This is a genomic window from Gordonia sp. UBA7860 (genome assembly GCF_002500165.1).
GTDB classification, from domain to species: domain Bacteria; phylum Actinomycetota; class Actinomycetes; order Mycobacteriales; family Mycobacteriaceae; genus Gordonia; species Gordonia sputi.
This window is the reverse complement of record NZ_DLSO01000125.1, coordinates 9,962-28,878: the sequence shown is the minus strand read 5'-3', so window position 1 is coordinate 28,878 and position 18,917 is coordinate 9,962. Positions and strand designations below refer to the sequence as shown.

At 66.7% G+C, this 18,917-nt stretch carries 19 protein-coding genes and 1 tRNA gene; 8 read left to right on the top strand and 12 right to left on the bottom strand.

Annotated elements, in window-relative coordinates:
- On the bottom strand, positions 1–538 hold a 538-nt coding region (locus B3T59_RS15625), incomplete at its 3' end, for a hypothetical protein (RefSeq protein ID WP_287004193.1).
- A 295-nt stretch (positions 539–833) separates the two neighbouring features.
- A tRNA-Lys gene (locus B3T59_RS15620) sits at positions 834–906 on the bottom strand.
- Positions 907–1,368: 462 nt separating this feature from the next.
- Between B3T59_RS15620 and B3T59_RS15615 the strand changes: the two genes are divergently transcribed.
- Positions 1,369–1,650: a HesB/IscA family protein gene (locus tag B3T59_RS15615; RefSeq protein WP_021479822.1), complete on the top strand. Its 282-nt coding sequence runs from the start codon at positions 1,369–1,371 to the stop codon at positions 1,648–1,650.
- Between the two features lie 155 nt (positions 1,651–1,805).
- Here the strand turns inward: B3T59_RS15615 and B3T59_RS15610 are convergent, their stop codons facing one another.
- Positions 1,806–2,444, bottom strand: a complete 639-nt coding sequence (locus B3T59_RS15610; protein ID WP_414652102.1) for a M50 family metallopeptidase — start codon at positions 2,442–2,444, stop codon at positions 1,806–1,808.
- A gap of 373 nt (positions 2,445–2,817) precedes the next feature.
- On the opposite strand from B3T59_RS15610, the gene B3T59_RS15605 reads away from it, so the two are divergent.
- Positions 2,818–4,305, top strand: coding sequence for a DEAD/DEAH box helicase (locus B3T59_RS15605; protein WP_287004189.1), 1,488 nt, complete (start codon positions 2,818–2,820; stop codon positions 4,303–4,305).
- Here the strand turns inward: B3T59_RS15605 and B3T59_RS15600 are convergent.
- The 4 genes from B3T59_RS15600 to B3T59_RS15585 all read right to left on the bottom strand — a co-directional run bounded on the left by B3T59_RS15600 (position 4,277) and on the right by B3T59_RS15585 (position 8,333).
- Positions 4,277–5,092, bottom strand: a complete 816-nt coding sequence (locus tag B3T59_RS15600; RefSeq protein WP_287004188.1) for a maleylpyruvate isomerase N-terminal domain-containing protein — start codon at positions 5,090–5,092, stop codon at positions 4,277–4,279. The genes B3T59_RS15605 and B3T59_RS15600 overlap by 29 nt on opposite strands.
- A gap of 110 nt (positions 5,093–5,202) precedes the next feature.
- On the bottom strand, positions 5,203–5,709 hold the full coding sequence (locus B3T59_RS15595; protein WP_287004187.1) for a hypothetical protein: 507 nt from the start codon (positions 5,707–5,709) through the stop codon (positions 5,203–5,205).
- 17 nt (positions 5,710–5,726) lie between these two features.
- Positions 5,727–7,268 (bottom strand): 4Fe-4S binding protein, encoded by a 1,542-nt coding sequence (locus tag B3T59_RS15590; RefSeq protein ID WP_287004186.1) that lies wholly within the window; start codon positions 7,266–7,268, stop codon positions 5,727–5,729.
- A gap of 45 nt (positions 7,269–7,313) precedes the next feature.
- Positions 7,314–8,333: an AurF N-oxygenase family protein gene (locus B3T59_RS15585; RefSeq protein ID WP_267625864.1), complete on the bottom strand. Its 1,020-nt coding sequence runs from the start codon at positions 8,331–8,333 to the stop codon at positions 7,314–7,316.
- Positions 8,334–8,510: 177 nt separating this feature from the next.
- Between B3T59_RS15585 and B3T59_RS15580 the strand changes: the two genes are divergently transcribed.
- The gene (locus B3T59_RS15580; protein ID WP_005202540.1) at positions 8,511–10,364 is read left to right on the top strand and encodes a cation:proton antiporter; all 1,854 of its coding nucleotides are present in this window, start codon (positions 8,511–8,513) and stop codon (positions 10,362–10,364) included.
- 83 nt (positions 10,365–10,447) lie between these two features.
- On the opposite strand, the gene rpsR is transcribed toward B3T59_RS15580, so the two are convergent.
- The 4 genes from rpsR to rpmB all read right to left on the bottom strand — a co-directional run bounded on the left by rpsR (position 10,448) and on the right by rpmB (position 11,490).
- Positions 10,448–10,705 (bottom strand): 30S ribosomal protein S18, encoded by a 258-nt coding sequence (gene rpsR / locus B3T59_RS15575; protein WP_005202542.1) that lies wholly within the window; start codon positions 10,703–10,705, stop codon positions 10,448–10,450.
- Between the two features lie 79 nt (positions 10,706–10,784).
- On the bottom strand, positions 10,785–11,090 hold the full coding sequence (gene rpsN / locus B3T59_RS15570; protein ID WP_005202543.1) for a 30S ribosomal protein S14: 306 nt from the start codon (positions 11,088–11,090) through the stop codon (positions 10,785–10,787).
- The gene (gene rpmG / locus B3T59_RS15565; protein ID WP_005179659.1) at positions 11,090–11,254 is read right to left on the bottom strand and encodes a 50S ribosomal protein L33; all 165 of its coding nucleotides are present in this window, start codon (positions 11,252–11,254) and stop codon (positions 11,090–11,092) included. The genes rpsN and rpmG overlap by 1 nt, the downstream gene beginning before the upstream one ends.
- Complete coding sequence (gene rpmB, locus B3T59_RS15560) at positions 11,254–11,490, bottom strand: 50S ribosomal protein L28 (RefSeq protein WP_005202545.1); 237 nt, start codon at positions 11,488–11,490, stop codon at positions 11,254–11,256. Before rpmB ends, rpmG begins: the two co-directional genes overlap by 1 nt.
- A gap of 166 nt (positions 11,491–11,656) precedes the next feature.
- On the opposite strand from rpmB, the gene mrf reads away from it, so the two are divergent.
- The 4 genes from mrf to B3T59_RS15540 all read left to right on the top strand — a co-directional run bounded on the left by mrf (position 11,657) and on the right by B3T59_RS15540 (position 17,125).
- The gene (gene mrf, locus B3T59_RS15555; RefSeq protein ID WP_005202552.1) at positions 11,657–12,994 is read left to right on the top strand and encodes a ribosome hibernation factor-recruiting GTPase MRF; all 1,338 of its coding nucleotides are present in this window, start codon (positions 11,657–11,659) and stop codon (positions 12,992–12,994) included.
- The gene (locus B3T59_RS15550; RefSeq protein WP_005202553.1) at positions 12,991–13,242 is read left to right on the top strand and encodes a type B 50S ribosomal protein L31; all 252 of its coding nucleotides are present in this window, start codon (positions 12,991–12,993) and stop codon (positions 13,240–13,242) included. Before mrf ends, B3T59_RS15550 begins: the two co-directional genes overlap by 4 nt.
- 192 nt (positions 13,243–13,434) lie before the next feature.
- Complete coding sequence (locus B3T59_RS15545; protein ID WP_287004185.1) at positions 13,435–14,526, top strand: DUF2510 domain-containing protein; 1,092 nt, start codon at positions 13,435–13,437, stop codon at positions 14,524–14,526.
- 586 nt (positions 14,527–15,112) lie between these two features.
- On the top strand, positions 15,113–17,125 hold the full coding sequence (locus B3T59_RS15540; RefSeq protein WP_005202555.1) for a DUF222 domain-containing protein: 2,013 nt from the start codon (positions 15,113–15,115) through the stop codon (positions 17,123–17,125).
- 164 nt (positions 17,126–17,289) lie between these two features.
- Here B3T59_RS15540 and B3T59_RS15535 read toward each other — a convergent pair whose 3' ends face one another.
- On the bottom strand, positions 17,290–17,550 hold the full coding sequence (locus tag B3T59_RS15535; RefSeq protein WP_210734464.1) for a hypothetical protein: 261 nt from the start codon (positions 17,548–17,550) through the stop codon (positions 17,290–17,292).
- A 308-nt stretch (positions 17,551–17,858) separates the two neighbouring features.
- On the opposite strand from B3T59_RS15535, the gene B3T59_RS15530 reads away from it, so the two are divergent.
- Positions 17,859–18,722, top strand: a complete 864-nt coding sequence (locus tag B3T59_RS15530) for a universal stress protein (protein ID WP_064903084.1) — start codon at positions 17,859–17,861, stop codon at positions 18,720–18,722.
- The last annotated feature ends 195 nt before the right edge of the window (positions 18,723–18,917 follow it).

The following is an 18,917-nucleotide window of genomic DNA, read 5'->3' as shown; positions in this document are numbered from 1 at the left end:
CGTCCTCGACGACGGCGAGCGACCTGGTGGGGGGATGGGGCAGGGGATAGGACAGGGGATCCGGCACACCTCGCGACACCCTTTCGTCGCGAGGCGACACGAGTCCGTCGCGAGCCGACACCCGCCGCGGCGCTCGCGGCTCGTGCTCCTGGTGTTCGACGACGTCGACGTCGTCGGCCTGGTCGCCGTGCTCGGCCATGGCACCAGGCACGGTGAGCGCGTAGCGGGCCGTGGAGCCGCGCACGCCGGCGCTGGTGAGGGTGAGCCACCCGGCGTCGCGCAGGCGCCGCACGGCGGCCGTCGTGGCCGTCCTGCCCAGGCTGGTGCGGGCCTGCAGGCGCTCGGCCGCGACCCACACCCGCAGCGGCCCGGTGGACGCGTGGTCGGCGTAGGCGAGGGCGACGAGCTTGTCCGTTGCGGAGAGGGTCGACGTCCACACCGCGTCGCGCCACGCGTTCACGTGGCGGCGCGCGGACGTCGTCGGGTCGGGCGCCACCGGCGCTACGGGAAGGGTGCTGCTAGCGTGAGCGAGAGCCATCTCGGAGGGTCCGTTCCTCTGGTGGTGGTCAGGCCCCGCTCGGTGTTCCAGCACCGGTCGGGGCCGTTCTGTTATGGGCCTACGGGGTCGCGGGCGACCTCGAGTTGGTGGACCTCGCGCGGCGCGTGCGGCGCGTCGACGCCGTCGGGGTCGACGCGCCGCACGCGGCGGCAGGTGCCGCGCGAGGCGTCATGTGGTGGGGGAGAGGGGCGCTTGCGGCGCAGAGTTGCAACGCATCTGCAACGCAAGGGCCAGAGCAGGGGAGGAGTGCCCTGCGTTCTTGCAGGTCAGAGAGTGGGCCCCGTGGGGTTCGAACCCACAACCTACGGATTAAAAGTCCGCAGCTCTGCCGATTGAGCTAGAGGCCCTGGACGCCGGTGGCGTCCACGCACAGGCTACCCGCGCCCTGCCGTCGGCAGTCCCGACCGAGTTCGGCAGTCCCGACCGAGTTCGGCAGTCCCGACCCAGATCGGCACGTGCGACTGCCGAACGCGGCAGAACCTGCCGAACGCGGCAGAACGTGCCGAACGCGGCAGAACGTGCCGAACGCGGCAGTACGTGCCGACCCCGGTAGCGGGTGCCGATCTCAGACCGCGACCCCCGGCGGGCGCGCACCCTACGCGGCGCTCCGCGACGTGTCACCCGCGGTCTTGCTCCGTGAGAAATTCGGTGAGAACCGGGCGTTTCGCTTGCGACGGTCGCCGGTTCTTGTTTCGGTGGAGAAGACCGAGGAGCCCGCGGGAGGGTGCACCGACGGCAGGTCACGCCGGCCAGGCGTGGGCCGCACGGACGTGTCCCGCAGGTTCCGCCCGGCGACGAGAGGAGCTCTCGTGCTTACCCTGACCGACAACGCCCGTACCGCTGTCCACGACCTGCAGACCCAGGCCGGCGTCCCCGAGGGAGGCGGTCTGCGGATCGCCGAGTCGGCGGACCAGGCGGGCAGCTTCGAGCTCGCGCTCGTCCCCGCCCCGCAGCCCGACGACACGGTCGTGGAGAACGGCGAGGCGAAGGTGTTCGTGGAGTCCGCCACGGCCCCGACCCTCGCGAACCTCACGCTCGACACGGACCCGAACGCGCAGGGACCGGCGTTCGTCCTCACGCCGCAGGGCTGACGGGACGTTCCCGGCGCTCGCGCCGGACCATCTCGACGACGCGTCCTCCTCCTCCAGGCGCGTCCTCGGTCCCACGACGGGCCGCTCGCTCCGGCGGGCGGCCCGTCGTCGTGTCTCGACCGGCCTGCGAGGGCCGCTCGACCGGTGCGCGAGGGTCAGGCGGCAGGCCCGACGATCCACGACGCGCCGAGCACGGCGGCGCCGACCGTCACGACGAGGAACACCCCGACCCAGAACAGGCCGGGCAGGCGCGTGAGGCGCGCGAGGATGTCGGCGTCGGAGGTGCTCGCCCGTCCGCGCGACCGCTCGGACTGAAGCTCCAGCACCGGCCGCACGGCGCCCAGCAGCAGGAACCACGTCACGGCGTACGCGACGGCGCTCTGCACGGGCGGCGTCGCCCACCAGGACACCCCGACGAGCGCGGCGCCGGTGACGAGCACGGACCAGAGTCCGAACCAGTTGCGGATCTGCAGCAGCATGAGGGCGAGCAGCATGACGAGCAGCCACAGCAGCCCGACGGCGTACCCCTGGCGGAGCAGCGCGGCGGCGCCCAGGCCGATGAGGCCGGGGCCGACGTACCCCAGGAACGCCGTGAGGACCATGCCGAACCCGCGCGGGCGGCCGGACGACACCGTGAGCCCCGAGGTGTCGGAGTGCAGGCGGATGCCCGCGAGCCGACGGCCCGTCAGCAGGGCCGCGATCGCGTGCGACGCCTCGTGCGCGATGGTCACGACGTGCCGGGCCACGCGCCACACGGGCGTGACGAGCACGACGACGAGCGCGAGGACGCCCATCGCGACGACCACGGCGGCCGCCGGGGGAGGGACGGGCGTCGTCGCGGCGTCCCACACCTGCCCGACGACGTCCCCCACGCACGCGGCGACGTCACCGCCCGCGGTGGAGGCGTCGTCGGACGCTCCCGCGACCCCGCCTCGGGGGAGGGCGGGCAGGACGGTGAGGGCGTTCGCCAGGGCGTGCACGCGCGACATTCCACCACAGGGCCCTGTGGTCGAGGGTGCCGAGACGCACCTCACCCGGCCGCCCGTCGTCGGGCATGAGACACTGGACGTTCGAGGGCAGCGCGATCCCGCGCGCCCGGCGTCGTGGAGATCCCCCCGGATTGCGTGCGGCGGACCCCGACCTTGAGCCCCGAGAGGCCCATCACCTGTGACTTCCTTTGCCGACTTCGGCCTGCCCATCCCTGTCGTGCGCGAGCTCTCGCGCCAGGGCATCGACTCCCCGTTCCCCATCCAGACCGCCACGCTGCCCGACTCGCTGAAGGGCCGTGACGTCCTCGGCCGCGGCCGCACCGGCTCCGGCAAGACGCTCGCGTTCTCGCTGCCCACCGTCGCCCGCCTGTCGTGGGCGAAGTCGTCGCGCCACCCGCGCCGGCCCCGCGCGCTCGTGCTGTGCCCGACGCGCGAGCTCGCCAACCAGATCAACGCCACGATGGAGCCGGTCGCGAAGGCGCTCGGGCTCGTGACGACGACGATCTTCGGCGGCGTCGCGCAGTCGCGCCAGGTCGCCGCGCTCGACAAGGGCGCCGACATCGTCATCGCGTGCCCGGGCCGCCTGGAGGACCTCCTCAACCAGCGCCTGCTCACGCTCGACGGCATCGAGATCACCGTGCTCGACGAGGCCGACCACATGGCCGACCTGGGCTTCCTCCCCGGAGTCACCCGCATCCTGGCCGCAACGCCTGCCGACGGACAGCGGATGCTCTTCTCGGCCACTCTCGACCGCGGCGTCGACAAGCTGGCCAAGCGCTTCCTCGACAATCCGACGATGCACTCCGTCGACGAGGCCACCTCGCCCGTCGAGGCCATGACGCACCACGTCTTCGAGATCGAGCACGCCGACAAGAACGCCATGGTCGCCGAGCTCGCATCGGGAACGGGACGTCGAATCCTCTTCACACGCACCAAGCATCAGGCGCGCAAGCTCGCCAAGAAGCTCACCTCCGACGGCATCCCCGCCGTCGACCTGCACGGCAATCTGTCTCAGCCGCAACGTGATCGGAACCTGAAGGCGTTCGGTGAAGGCGGCGTGCGCGTGCTCGTAGCGACCGACGTCGCCGCGCGCGGTGTGCACGTCGATGCCATCGAGCTCGTCGTCCACGTCGACCCGCCCGCCGAGCACAAGGCGTACCTCCACCGCTCCGGCCGCACCGCGCGTGCGGGCAACGCGGGCGACGTCGTCACGCTGTGCCTGCCGGATCAGCGTCGCGACGTTGCCGGCCTGCTCGGCAAGGCTGCGATCAAGGTCAAGCCGGTTCGGGTGCGCCCGAGCTCGGCAGAGGTCGACGCTCTCGTCGGCGCACGCGCCGAGCGAGTCGAGCCGACACCGGAGCCTGCCCGCCCGGCCGGACAGTCCCGCCAGGGAACTGGCGGTGGACGTGGTCGCGGCGGCGCCAACGGTGCACGACGCCGCAGCGGCGGACCCCGCGACGCGCAGAGCTCGCGCGGTTCGGGCCAACGCGGATCGAGCCAGCGCAGTTCCGGGCAGGGCAGCTCGAGCCAGCGTGGCTCAGGCCAGGCGCGCGGCGGTCAGTCGCACGGCGGGCAGTCGCGTGGTCAGCAGGGCTCGAACACGCAGAGTCGTGGACAGCAGCGCGGCGGCGGTCGCGTCAGGCATCAAGCGGCGCGAACCGCTTGACAAGATGGGTAGCGAGCCATGGACTGGGACCCCAGGCCATGGCTCGTCCTGTCAGTAGCGCACGTATCGGAGACATGCGGCCGTAGCCGATCAACACGCCCGCAGCCGGTTTGACGCTCACGTAGAGATCGGGATCGGCGTGCTCGTCGGGATTGATCTCGAGGTGACCGTCGGCGAACTGGTACACGAAGCGCTCGTCGGTCCCGCGAAATCGGATCTCGAACGTGGCGTCGGGTGACGCCTCGCCGAGATGATCGATCCAGCAGGGCAACAGTTGGTGTCGCCCGCGTGCGACCAGCGGTGCGACACCGGGATCGAGTTCCCAGTGGGCACCGACCGTTCGCGCGATGTCGTGGCCGTGCACGGTCATCTTCCCGATCAGAATGCCCAGTGCGGAGTCGGCGCGGACTCCGCGGCAATCACCCTCGACGGGCATAACGGGCACCCGCGCACCGAAGTGGCCGACCACATCCAACAATTCGTCGAGGTCGTCGACAAGCCTTGCCGCGAGCTTGTGCACGTCACGGGTGGTCAGATTCGCGATCTGCTTTGCGTAGATGTCCTTGAGATCAGATGGGCGGCTCGGCCACGCTGTGGCGCCACATGCCAGGTCAAGGTAGCGGGAGGGCTCGCTGGCGACGTGTCCGACACACTCTGCGATGGTCCACTTCGACCGCCTTCCCAGCGACACGTCTGGGTTGTCGATGCTGCACACGAGGTCGACGAAGTTCTGAGCTGTCGAGCGCGCTGCATCGATATAAGCAAACCGTGAAAGTGTGTTGTTCATCCCCAAGGCCACCCCCGTCGCGGGATGACGATACTCGTGAGCGCATGTCTATGCGACGCTCATGCGGTGTCATTCGAACGTAGGAAACCGAATTGTGACATTGCGTCGATTCAGATACCGGCGGCACTGAAAATTGCGGAGCGCACAGCGGCAAAACAGTCGTCGGCTTCCGACTCCGGCCCGAGCCCGATGTGACAGGTGTTGCCTAGCGGCCCGGCGTCGTCGAAGCCGGACACCGTGAACCCGCGTTCGGAAGGATCGGTCGACAACGCGTCCGTCGGCGACAGCGTGGCCTGCGCAAATGGCACCGACGTCACGACCACGCCCTTGCTCGACCCGACGACCTCGACGATCAGATGCGCGGGCGTCAGCACGACGAGCGTCCCGAAATCGGTGTCGGCGGTGTCGAGTTCTGGGCTCTGTGGAGCCAGCGGACCTGGCTTCACCGACTGCGAACTGCGGGTGACCCACGCGGGGGACTGATCGTCAAGTTCTAGCCCCTCGTCTTTGACGTACTCGCGGAGTCCGAGGCGCATTTCCGTCGCGAGCAGCGGCAGGTTTGCCTCGGTCGTCGTGCGGTCGTATTCGGCTTGTTGAGTCGGCTTTGAAGGGCTCATGCCCGCAAATCTACCGATCAGCGGCCGGCTCGGACGAGCGTTGCACGTGACCCCCGCGGTCGTCGGAGCGTCGGTCGCTGCGTCGGCTTCGGCAATCGGCCCGCTTCGAGATCGGCCAGCAGCGAAGCGACGGTCTCGCCGGAGTCTGTCTTGTTGGTGCCGATGAAGCCCGACGGCCCGCGCTTGATCCACCCGGTCACGTACATCCCCGGCACACGACGACCCTCGTCGACGACGCGTCCTTGGTCGTGCGGGATCACGCCGCGCGCGGCGTCGAATGGAAGTCCGGGGACAGGCCGACCGCGGTACCCGACTGAGGTGAGAATCAGTCCCGCGGGCAGCGTCGTCGTGTGGGTGCCGCCTGTGTTCGTGACGACGAGTCCGTCAGCGGCGCCGAAGCCGTCGACCGACACCGCCTGCGGTGTGTGGTGGAACGCGAGGCGGATGTGGCGACCGGAGACGGGCTCGTCGGTCGCCAGTTCTGCGAGGAGTTCGAGCTTGGCCCGTGCCACCGCGTCGAGGTCGTCGAAGGGCACGTCTGTGAAGTCGGCGGGGTCGGTGACCACTCGCACGCCGTTGTCGGCGAGGCCGACGAGTTCGGGCAACGTGAAGGCGGCATGCTCTGGACCTCGACGCCCGAGCACCGTGACCTGCTCGATCGACGACGACTCCAGCGCGGCAAGCGCACGAGGGGCGATCGACGTCTTGGCCAGTCTTTGCGCACCACCGACGAGGATGCGCGCGACGTCGAGTGCGACGTTGCCGTTCCCGACGACGACCGCACTGCGGTGCGACAGGTCGGGATCGAGCGAGGCGAAGTCGGGATGGCCGTTGTACCAACCGACGAACGACGTGGCCGATCCGACGCCGGGAGCGTCGATGTTCTCGATCTCGAGGCGACGATCCGTCGGCGCACCTCCCGCCCAGATCACGGCGTGATGCCGTGCGCGCAGGTCGTCGAGCGTGATGTCACGGCCGACCTCGGTGTCGAGGAGGATCTCGACTCGTGGATTGCGGGCGATGTCGTCGAACAGGTCGATGACTTTGCGGGTTCGGGTGTGATCCGGGGCGACGCCGTAGCGGGCGAGGCCGAAGGGGCGTCGGAGACGTTCGTAGATCGTCACCGACACGGAGCGGTGGCGGAGCAGGTCGTCTGCCGCATACATTGCCGACGGCCCCGATCCGACGATGCCCACGGACACCGGCTCGTCGAAATCGAGTGCCCGCGGGTGCTCGATCGGCGCGAGTGGAAGCCGCTGCACCGGGTCGACGGGGAACCGTGCGTCGGTGAGACCTAGCTGTCCTTCGGCCGCGTAGGCGAGTGCGTTGATGTCGGCAAAACGTTCCTGCCCCAACGGGATTCGATGCGACGGAACGATCGCCCCCACCGGGCACGCACTGACGCATGCCCCGCAGTCGACGCAGGTCGTCGGATCGATGTAGAGCATCTCCGACGTCGCGAAGTCCGGCTCGTCCGGTGTCGGGTGGATGCAGTTGACCGGGCACGCGTAGACGCACGAGGCGTCGCCGCAGCACGACTGGGTCACGACATGTGGCATGTTGGGCCCGTTACTCTTTCAGTGGCAGGGGTTGAGTGATCGGGCTCAGGCCGCGGTGTAGGTCGGTTCGCTGCGGAACCGTGACGAACGGCCCGAGATCCCGAGTGCTCGCCACATTGCGCGGGAGGCCGGATTCATCAGGCCGCACTGCTCGGCGAGCATCCGCACATCACCGAATACGTTGCGGCGCACACGCTTCGACGACTCGGCGCGCCAGAAGATGTCGCGCATGACGTCGCGCGGGACGTCGAATTCACGCCTGAATCCACGCGGCGGAACCATTATCGCGCCGAGCAGGATGCGCATGGCCAGGGGAAACATCAGCGAGAGCACGAAACGCTGGAAGCGGCCCTTGCGGGCGACGTTCTCGCGGAGGTGATGATGCGCGAACGAGATGTGCCGTGCTTCCTCGGCGACGTGTAGCTGCATGACGGCCGCCATCGCCGGGTGGAGGTCGGATCGCATGCGCAGGAAGTCTTTTTGGAGATGGTCGATGGGCTCCTCGCCGCCGAGGATGCCGAAGAAGAAGATGGTGGGGAACGTCGTCGACACCAGCGGCACCACGGGGGAGATCAGTCGGTAGCCGAGCTTGGCGCCCGGAACGTCCATGCCGATCCGGTTGACCAGCTCCTGGAACATCAGCGTGTGGTTGCACTCCTCTTTCGACTCGTGCGTGGTGTAGCGAAATTCCTTGGCGCCGTTGGGCAATTTGAAGCTGTATTGCATCAGGCCGCGGATCAGGATCGACTCGAACTGCAACCCGACCTTCGCGACGTTCGCCTGTCGCCACATGCCGATGCGGATCTGCTTGTCGAGCGGCTGTTCCTGATACCAGGGGTGGCGGCCGATGGGGTCGACCTCGTAGTTGAGCACCCAGCGCGGATCGTCGGGCACGACGGCCATGTCCGCAGCGTCCCAGTCGATGTCGAGGTAGGGGTCGAAGTTTCGGTGCACCGACGCCGACGAGAGGTCGTCGAGGACCTGCTCGTATTCGGCGCGGGGAAGCCCGTGCTCAGCGTCGCTCGACGCCGTCTCGTCGGGGTCGTACCTCAGTGCCTTCGTCATGAGAATTGCCTTCCGCGAGATGCAAGTGGTGCGTGAGCACAGCCGACAGTGTGGGGTGTCACACCGTAGGCTTTCGACGGTAAGTGGCACCGAAATTGTTGTCAACAGTCAATGGCACAGTTTTCGGTGGAATTGTTCTTCAGTGGCGGGCGACAGTCTCTGAAAGGGGCCGGTGCGATGGAAAAGGTGCTGATCGTTGTTGCGGCGGTTCTCTTCATCGCGCTGGTGACCGACATCGCCCCTCGCCTGCGGATTCCCGCACCTCTTGTCCTGGTATTCGTCGGCGCGGTGATCGGCATCATGCCGTTCGTGCCCGCCTTCCACGTCGATCCCGAGTGGATTCTGGTCGGAGTGCTTCCACCGCTGCTCTATTCGGCGGCCATCGGTATGCCGACGATGGACTTCCGCAGGGACTTCACCGCGATCAGCACGCTGTCGGTGGTGCTGGTGATCCTCAGTGCCGTGGTCGTCGGGTGGTTCTTGACGCTTGTGGTGCCTGACATCTCGCTGGCGACGGGTGTCGCGTTGGGTGCGATCGTGAGTCCGACCGACGCGGTGGCGACGTCGATCGCCAAGCGGATGGGCGTACCGTCGCGCGTCGTCGCGGTCCTCGAGGGCGAGAGCATGCTCAACGACGCATCGGCGCTGGTACTCCTACGTGCTGCCGTCGCGGCGACCGCGGCCACGATCTCGTTCTGGGGCGTGGCGTTGAACTTCGTCTTCGCTGTTGCGGGCGCGGTGGCCATCGGTGCAGCTGTGGGCGTCGCCAACCTGTGGGTGCGGTCGCGGATGCGCGACGCCACGGCCAACACGGCGATCTCGTTCACCGTTCCCTACATCGCGTACGTGCCCGCGGAGGCGATCGGAGCGTCGGGTCTCGTCGCCGCGGTCACCGCGGGCCTGATCACCGGGGCGGGCGCGGTCAGGTATCTCACGCCGCAGCACCGCATCTCGGACATGCAGAACTGGCACGTCGTCGAGCTGATCGCCGAGGGCGCGGTCTTCCTGCTGATGGGTCTCGAGCTCTTCACCCTCATGTCCGACGTCCACAACGACCACGAAGGCGTGCCGAACGCGGTGTGGATCGGGCTGTCGGTGTTGTGCGTCGCGCTGCTCGTGCGAGCCCTGTACGTCGTGCCGCTGGCGTGGTGGCTCGACAGGAAGCGACGACGCGGTGATCGGCTCCGCCCGATGCTCGCGGATTTCTCGGTGACGCCGAGCGACGACGTCGACCGCGACCAGGAACGTCGGAGTCGGCAGTGGTGGCGCAGGGCTTCTCGACGACGCCGCCACCGCGACGCCACCAAACTCGCGGCGGGCGACATGCCGCCCGTCTCCACGGACACCGCGGCCCGTATCAATTCGCGGATCACGCGCACCCTCGCCGACATCGACTACTACACCGAAGCGCCGCTGGGCCCGAAGGAGTCGGCGATCGTGGTGTGGGCCGGAATGCGCGGCGTGGTGACGGTGGCCGCAGCTCAGACGCTGCCGGACGATACGCCGAGCAGGCCGCTGCTGGTTCTCGTCGCATTCGTGGTCGCGGCGGCGTCGTTGCTGATCCAGGGTGGCACGCTTCCCTGGTTGATCCGCACGCTCAAGATCGGCGACGACAGCGAATCGATGCTCGCTGAACGTCGACGGCTTCGTGCAGAACTCGACGCGACCGCCCAGAAGGTGATGGCCGAGTCCGAGACGGTCAGACAGATCCCGTGGTTACGACCGCGACTCGAACAGGTCAGCCGCGAGGCTGAGGAAGACGCCGAGGCCGGCGCCGTCACCGATTCCGATGATGGTTCGGCCGACGATCCGAATAGCGGTGTGGTCCCCGCCGGCGCGAGCACGCCGTACGGCCTCAGCTTCGAAGAACGCGTGCAGATCCGACGAACGCGTCGAGAGATCATCGCCGCTCAGCGTAAGAAGCTGCTCAAGCTGCGCAGTCAGGGGACTTACAGTTCGTCCGCTCTGAGCCGCGCGCTCGGGCAACTCGACGCCGAGGAGATCAGCCTCGACATGCAGCGCGGATCGTGACTCGCTGAATGTTGCGGTTGCCCAGGCGCGCGGATACCGCGCCTGTGGGCAACCGGAACCGAAGACTCCGCAGCGGCGACGAGTCAGCGCTGAGAAACGAAGGGCAGCAACGCCATTTCGCGCGCATTGCGGATGGCGGTGGCCACTTGGCGCTGTTGCTGCGGGGTCAGTCCCGTGACGCGTCGGCTGCGAATCTTGCCGCGGTCGGACAGGAACTTGCGCAGCAGGTTCACGTCCTTGTAGTCGACTTCGGTGATGTTGAGCGCGTTGAGCTGATTGCGCGTCTGCTTGGGCTTGGTGTCGGCGCCTGGCCGTGGCCGACGCGGTGTTCGCTTCGCCATGGGTGATGTCCTCTGTAGTGGGTAATGGGTGGTAGGCCGCAGGTGTGGACGCTGTGAGCGCCCACACCTTCGACGGTACTCACCAACTCGACTTGTGGATGCCCGGTAGTTCGCCGCGATGGGCGAGTTCGCGGAAGCGGACGCGCGACACGCCTGCCTTGCCGACGTAGCCGCGCGGGCGGCCGTCGACGGCGTCGCGGTTGCGGATGCGCGTCGGGCTCGCGTTGCGGGGCAGCGCCTGCAGGTCGCGCTGCGCCTGTGCGCGCTGTTCGGGTGTTGCGGCTGCGTCGACGATGGTCCGCTTCAGTGCCGAACGTCGTTCGGCGAAGCGGGCAACGGTCTCACGACGCTGCTCGTTGCGGATGATCTTGGACTTCTTGGCCATCAGCGATCCTCACGGAATTCGGTGTGACGCTTGGCGATCGGGTCGTATTTGCGGATCACCATGCGGTCGGGATCATTGCGGCGGTTCTTACGGGTGACATAGGTGTAGCCGGTTCCGGCCGTCGACCGGAGTTTGACTATGGGTCGGATCTCGTTGCGAGCCATCAGACTTTCTCTCCTCGTGCGCGAATCTGGGCGACCACGGCTTCGATGCCCTTGTGGTCGATGGTCTTGATGCCCTTGGCGCTCACGTCGAGCGTCACGAAACGTCGTTCGCTGGGCAGGTAGTAGCGGCGTCGTTGGATGTTGGGGTTCCAGCGGCGTGAGGTCCTTCGGTGCGAGTGCGACACCTGATTGCCGAACCCCGGCGTTCTCCCGGTGACCTGACATCGTGCTGCCACGGCCCGACCTCCTTGTTGGAAACGATTGGCGTTAGTGCGGTATTCCACGCTATCGTGGCGACACGCTAAATGGAAATTGTTGCCAATAATTCTGACGTGAAGGAGCGAGGCTGTGCAGGCCGATCCAACTGATGCACGACGCCGGCCGTCGATACCGCGCACTCCGATGACACTGGTCACCGGGCTCGACAGGGACGCGGTGGCGCGGACCACGGACGCGCTCGCGATGGCTGGGACCACGCTGGTCCACCACGACCTCTCGTCGCTACCCAGTGGTCGGGTGCTGCGCACGACACGCACGATCGACCTCGACGGCGTCGAGCACACCGACATTCGCGAGATCTCGCTCGAGCACGGATGCGTGTCGTGCACGCTACGGATCGACCTGCTCCCGCTACTGCGTCGACTCCATCAGCGATCAACGGTGGAACGCATTGTGCTGCAACTCGATCCGCTCATCGAACCCGAGGCGCTGTGCTGGGCGATCGAGCATGTCGTCTGCTCGGACATGCCGGGATTCGTCGACGCTCCCGCGGGGTACGACGTCGCCGTCGACGCGACCATCGCGTGCGTGTCGGAGATGGAGTGGCTCGACGCCGCGAGCGGTGACGTCACACTCGGCGAGGCGGGGCTAGTCGAGTGGTCTGCTGAGTTGGATTCTGCTGTGGCCGACGACGATCGCACCCTGGCTCAGGTGGCGGTTGGTCAGGTCGCCTTCGCCGACGCATTGGTGCTCGCGGGCGCCGACCCGGCGTTTCGCGATGCATGGTCGTCGGCGCGGCTGATGGAGGTCTTGCGTCGCCTCGCGCCCGGTGCTCCGATCGTGATGGAGTTGCCGCAACGACCCATCCGGCCGGGCATTCTGATTCAGTTGCTGCGCGCGATCGGCCCGACCGCCCGACGCGGCGCTGTCTTCGGTCCGCATGACCCGCTGCTGCGCGGAACTCCACCGTTGACCACGGAATGTGGCGTGTCGATGGCTGTGTTCGAGAGCGACAGACCCTTCCATCCGACGCGCCTGCACGACGCCCTCGACCATCTGCTCGACGGCGTGATCTGCTCTCGCGGGAGGCTGTGGCTGGCCACCCGATTCGACGACGTGTTCTGGTTGGAGTCCGCCGGCGGGGCGCTACGGGTCGAGGAAGCGGGGCAGTGGCTCGCGGCGATGTCGGCCGACGAGCGTTCCGACGTCGAGGAGACTCGTCTCGCGATGGCGGCGCTTCGGTGGGACGAGACTTTCGGTGACCGTCACAACGCGCTGACGATCCTGGCGCACCGCGCCGACGTCACCGAGATTGTCGAGGCATTGCACGCCGCCACGCTCACCGACGTCGAAATGGCGGAGGGGCCGGATGCCTGGCGCGAGTACGACGACCCGTTCGGCACCCGGCACGAGGACCCCTGCGCCGACAGCACGCATCCCGGGTCAGGGCTGCTCTCCATCACAGACGGCCTCGACACCGATCAACAGCGCAACGATTCCGAGAAAGGGGATCTCCCATGAAATCTGACATCCATCCCGACTACCACCCGGTCGTCTTCCGCGACGCCGCGACCGGCACGCCATTCCTTACCCGGTCGACCGCGACGTCGACGGAGACCGTGGAATGGACTGACGGACAACACTATCCGCTGATCGTCGTCGACATCACGAGCGCGTCGCATCCGCTGTGGACCGGCACCGCGCGGGTCGTCGACACCGAGGGACGCGTCGAACGTTTCCGGCGGAAGTACGCGGGTCTGCGGGCATAGGATTCGGGGGCGGTCGTCATAGGTGTGGTCGTGGAGGGGTGACGATGCCGCACATGTACGATTCCGACACCGCTCCGAGACAGCACCGGAGCGCACGCCGGGGGCGACGACGTCTCGCGGGTGATGGATGTGGATCGATCCAGGAGGATGCGGATGTCGGTCGTAACGTATGAAGGCTCCGATTGCACTGCGGTGCTCGACACCGACGCGGCAACGCTCACACTCACGCACCGAGGTTTTGGCACCGCAAAGCACAAGAAGATGTCATCGCCGTGGGTTATCCCACTCGGGGCGATCAGGGATATAGAGATCAAAGAACCTCGAGCGCTCACGATTGGGTGGGTTCGATTCGTGCTGGCTGATCGTGTGGGCTGGGATAAAGATAGATACCAGGATGTGAATGCGTTCGGCCTGAGTGCGGGAAAGAACATTCAACCCTTTATTGACGACGTGAACTCGGCTCGACGCTTCGTCAAACCGACTGCCGTCTCGACGCCCCCGGTGCAGTCGAGGACTCAGCAGACCCAAGCGAAGAGCGAGGAGGATCGAGTTCGTAGAGAAGCCGATCGAGTTCGTAAAGAAGCCGAGAGGGTTGAGGCCAACCAGCGAAAAGAAGCGTGGAAGGAAGAGAAGGCGACTGCGAGCGATCGTGCACTGCGTCCCGACGTCGCGGCGATGAAGGCGGCGATGGATACGAAATCGGGGGTTGACGTCGAGATCGCCTACCTGACCACGCACTTGGGTATCGACGAAAAGGTTGACGTTGCCTGTACCGGCTTATACGAGCTCCACACCGGTCTCCTGACCGTCACCGATTCCCGGGTCTTATTCACCTTCCACAGCAGGACCAAACTCGTGGTCGAGGCGGCCGATTTTTCATCGATCACTTCGATCAATTGGTCGCCGGGAATGGTGCTCGGGAAGATTACGATCGTCTCGCAGGAGAAGGTCCTCGAGGTCAAGAGTGTGGTCAAGGGCGACGGTATCGCGGTGGTCGATCGAATTCGAGAAAAGCTCGATGCCATCGTAGTCGCGAAGGCCGCTGCACCCAGACAGACCTTGGCTGCGCCTGCTGCCGTCGCTCCAGCGCATGCCGTTGCGTCAGCTTCTGCGGTTGCGTCGGCTCCTGAGCCGCGAGTTTCGGAACCGGCTTCGATCGAGATCATCCCACCGCCGCCGTCTGTGCCGCCCGGCTGGTATCCGGAGTCGGCCGACGCGGTTTTGGTGCGTTATTGGAACGGCGCGCAGTGGACCGACCACACCGCACCCCGGCCGGTGCCGTGAGTATCACTGAGCCAGTAGCAGTAGCAGTAGCAGTAGCAGTAGCAGTAGCGGCAGAGGACGCAGTGGCGGTGCCGTGCTGGATAGCACGACGACACAAGGTGAACTCGAATTACATTGCGCCGGCCGGATCTGCCAGCGGTCGCCGGCACGCCAGATCGGGTACGTGCGTACCACTATTGATGGTGCGCTGCGATCAGTACGACGATGAGCCGTAGCGTCTGCAAACTGTCCGACGACGCGACCGCGATCAACGCGATGTCGAGCGACGCGATCTCGACCATGGAATGACATGGCGGACAACACTATCCGCTGATCGTCATCGATATCGAGAGCGTGTCGCACGAGCTGTTGGCCAGCACTACGCGCGTCGTCGACACCGCGGGAAGTGTAGAGCGTATAGGGCGGCTGTACACGCGAAGGGCGTAGTGGGAGCGGCACGCCAGGAGGCTGGTCCTGGGCACGGATCACTGGGTTGGCGGCCATCCACAGATTCGATCCTGTGTTCGAGATTTTCCTCGACAGTGTCCGCATTGCCGGGTAGTGTAGAACACATATTCGACACGACGTGGGGCGGGGGTGGCGGCACGTGAACAGCAACAGCAAACGCAACAGCAGTGAAAGCGGTGGCGCGCCTTCGGTTTTGGCTGCTGCTGCGGTGGGTTCTGGGGATGCGGTGGTGGCGGAGAAGCTGTCACGCCTGGCAGCGGTGTTGGATGAGTTGGCTGCCGTGGATGTGTCGTTGGTGTCCGACGACGTTCTCGTCGAAGCCACCGTCGAGGCCGAACGCCTGGCGTTGCGCACGGCCGGTGCGGTCACCGATCGTTTGATTGTGGAAGCGTCCGACCGCGACCTGCCCCACGGTTTGGGGTTCCGCGATATTCGCAACTTCATGGGGCAGCGTCTGCATATCGGTGATCCCGCAGCTAGGTATCGGGTGATCGCGGCGACCGGTTCATTCACCACCATCTGCGGCGACCGCCTCCCGCCCTCCTGTCCGACGTTGGCCGGCTACGTCGTGGAAGGACGCGTCGCCGGCGCACACGTCCGCGCGGTACTCGAGGTGTTGGAGGCCATCCCCGGTGAGGTGTCCGCCGAGACGAAAGCTGCCGCCGAAGCACAGATGGCCGGCTACGCGGTCCAGTTCACGCCCGCCGAAATCACCAACCTCGGTTCACGATTGTTGGCGCATCTCGATCCGGATGGGACACTCACCAACCCGAAAGACCGCAAACGGCGACGCCGCTTGTGGGTGAACCGGCAAAACGCGCAGTTGATGTCGCGGTTGACTGCTGATTTGGATCCGATCGCCCGAGCCCGGCTGGACACCGTGCTCGACTCGTGGGCCAAACCCGGCATGAACAACCCCGACGACCCCGAGTCGCCTGTCGGTCCGATCACCACCGCGAATGCGGAGCAGGTCGCGGCGGCGGCGCTGCGGGATCAACGCTCACCCGCCCAACGCAACCACGACGCCTTCTCCGCCCTCCTCGGGCAGGTACTCGAATCCGGGATGTTGGGCAACACGCATCGGGGATTGCCGATCCAGGTGATCGTCACCACCAGCCTGCACGAACTCGAAGCACAGGCCGGGATCGCACAAACCACATCCGGAACACTGCTGCCGATCGGCGATGTGATCGAGATGGCCGCCTCCGCCGGGGCGAGCCAGTATTTGGCGGTGTTCGGTGAACACACCAGCATCCCTCTCTACCTTGGTCGGTCGAAACGGATCGCCACGCTGGGGCAACGACTCGCATCGTTCGCCTCGGCGGGCGGGAAGATGTGTTCCGCCCCCGGCTGTAACCAACCCGCGAGCAGGGTGCAGATGCATCACGCCGCCAAGGACTGGGCCGACGGCGGGTTGACCGACATCGACCAACTCGTCCCGGCGTGTGATGTGCACAACCGCAGGGTTGGTCCTAAACCCGGCCAATTCACCACCCGCATGATCACCGAGGGCCCTGATACCGGACGTGTTGCATGGCGGCTCAACGCTAAACCGGGCATGCCGGCCAATCCCGAACGCATCAACCGCGTCGCTGACGTCAAAGCCGACTTCCACGACTACCTCACCGCCGAACACACCAGCACCGAAGCCGCCGCCGCAGCACGCGCCGCCGGTGACGCGATCGCAGACATAGCTGCGGCCGAGAACGTCCCGGACGCAGCGGGTACAGGGTTTGTCGCCGAAGCGGCTGGGGCCGAATTCGCCTCGGACACAGCCGACACCGAGATCGGCGCGCGGCCTCCAGGTACAGCCGATGCCGAGATCGTCGCGGACGCAGTCGGCGCCTGGATGGCATCGCCACCCTCGATACAAGAACCGCCACCTGCGAGCCGGCAGACGACACGCCACACGGTCACCGGCGTCGAGCTCGCACTGGCGGACGCGATGCCCACCGGCGACACCCTGCGCCTGAGCTCGCGCGTCGACATCCAATGGAACCTCGCTGATCCACCCGACCCCGAGCCACCCACAGGCCCAGACGCGCCAACAGGTCCGGCTCCACCAGGCCTCGACCGCCTCGGCGGCCCCAACCGGCTCAGCGGCGTCGATCCGCCCGGAGACGTCGACCCGCCTTTGGCCGACGCCGCCTGACCGCTGTGTCACCTGACCACCGCGTCAGCCGACCCGCGCGCCAACCCGACCCGCGCGCTAGCCCACGATCCGGGTGGACCGTCGAATCCGGTTGTGCCGCAACCAGCCTGCCCGCCGCCACGCCCCGGTGGCGGGGTAGGGGTCCTGCCGCCTGGTGTCGAGTATCAATCCGCCAGCAGTAGCGGCGCCGTGCCGAACAGCACGATGACGAAGAAGGCGAACTCGAACCACATTGCGCCCTGCCAGATCTGCCAGCGGCCGGCGGCGCGCCAGACCCGGTACGTGCGTACCGCTGTCGACAGTGCTGCGATCAGTACGACAATCGGGGCGACGACGAGCAACAGCGTTTGCAGGCCGTCCGACGACGCGGCCGCGACTAACACGATGGCGACCGTGAAAAGCACCGTGATCACCACTGACGTCATTGCGCGACGGAACTCACTCGGCTCGGACGGTGATGGGCTGCCGGTGGATTCGCCCTCGTTCCGACCATCTCGATCGCTGGGCAAATTGTCTTGCGGCCCAGTCATTTTGGGTCACCACCAATCAGTTCGGGTGAAGGTGCCGTTTGTTCCGGATATGGGCGGCGGTTCATCCACCGTACATCCGCCGATCACCGCCGAAGGCTCTGCTGACACCTTCAGGACTTTCTTCCATTGCCCTCGCAACCGTCGGCGGGCACGATGGATGGTGAGGGTTACTGAGCAGACAGTTGTGAGGAGTTGGAGAACAGATGAACGCGATTCTCGTCGGCGTCGACGGTTCTGAAGCGGCAACGGCAGCAGTCCGTTGGGCGGCGAAGGAAGCAGAACTCGAGCACCTCGACCTGAAGCTGGTCGGGGTCTACGACGCGAGCACGAGCGACTACGCCCCGGGACTCATCATCCCGCAGGACGTGATCGATGCGATTCGGCAGGACGCCACCGACGCCGTCCAGAGCGCTGCCGCCGCAGCGAAGGAAGTTGCTCCAGACATCACCATCCACACGTCGATCGTCGACGGTGACGCAGCCCGAGTCCTGCTCGAACTCGGCAAGGACGCCGCACTCATCGTCGTCGGAACACGCAAGCTCGGCAGCGTCAAGGGACTCTTCCTCGGCTCCGTGAGCATCACAGTTGCTGCGCACCACCACGGACGCGTCGTCGTGATCGACGGCGAGGGCAACGCCGACGGACCCGTCGTCGTCGGCATCGACGACTCGCCGGTGAGCGTGGCCGCCATCAAGGAGGCGTTCCGCCAGGCGTCGTTGCGTAACGTGCCGCTCGTCGCGGTGCACACCTGGACCCCACTCGACGTCGACGCCTTGCACGGCTACGGAATCGATCCCGACGAGGTCACTCGTATGTCGCAGGACGCCGTCGAGGCGCTCGCAGAGCGGCTGGCGGGCTTTGCGTCGGACTTCCCCGACGTCACGATCGAGCGCAAGGTGATTCCCGAGGACCCGGCCAAGGCCGTGCTCGACGCCGCAGGCGACAAGGCGTCGCTCATCGTGGTCGGCAGCCGCGGTCGCGGTGGCTTCACCGGCCTGCTCCTGGGGTCGACGAGCCAGAAGGTGCTGCGCGAGGCCAACGCTCCCGTGATGGTCGTGCGGAGCTGACGGTCGTCGGCCGTCGCTGATCGGGCCCTGCTCGCCCACCGCTGATCGCCAACCGCTGCTCGCCAACCGCTGATCGGGCTTGCTCGCGAACCGCTGATCGCCAACCGCTGATCGGGCTTGCTCGCCAACCGCTGATCGAGCTTGTCGAGATCACCCGACCAGCGGTGGCAGCGAGCCGCACCTAAATGTGTGTCC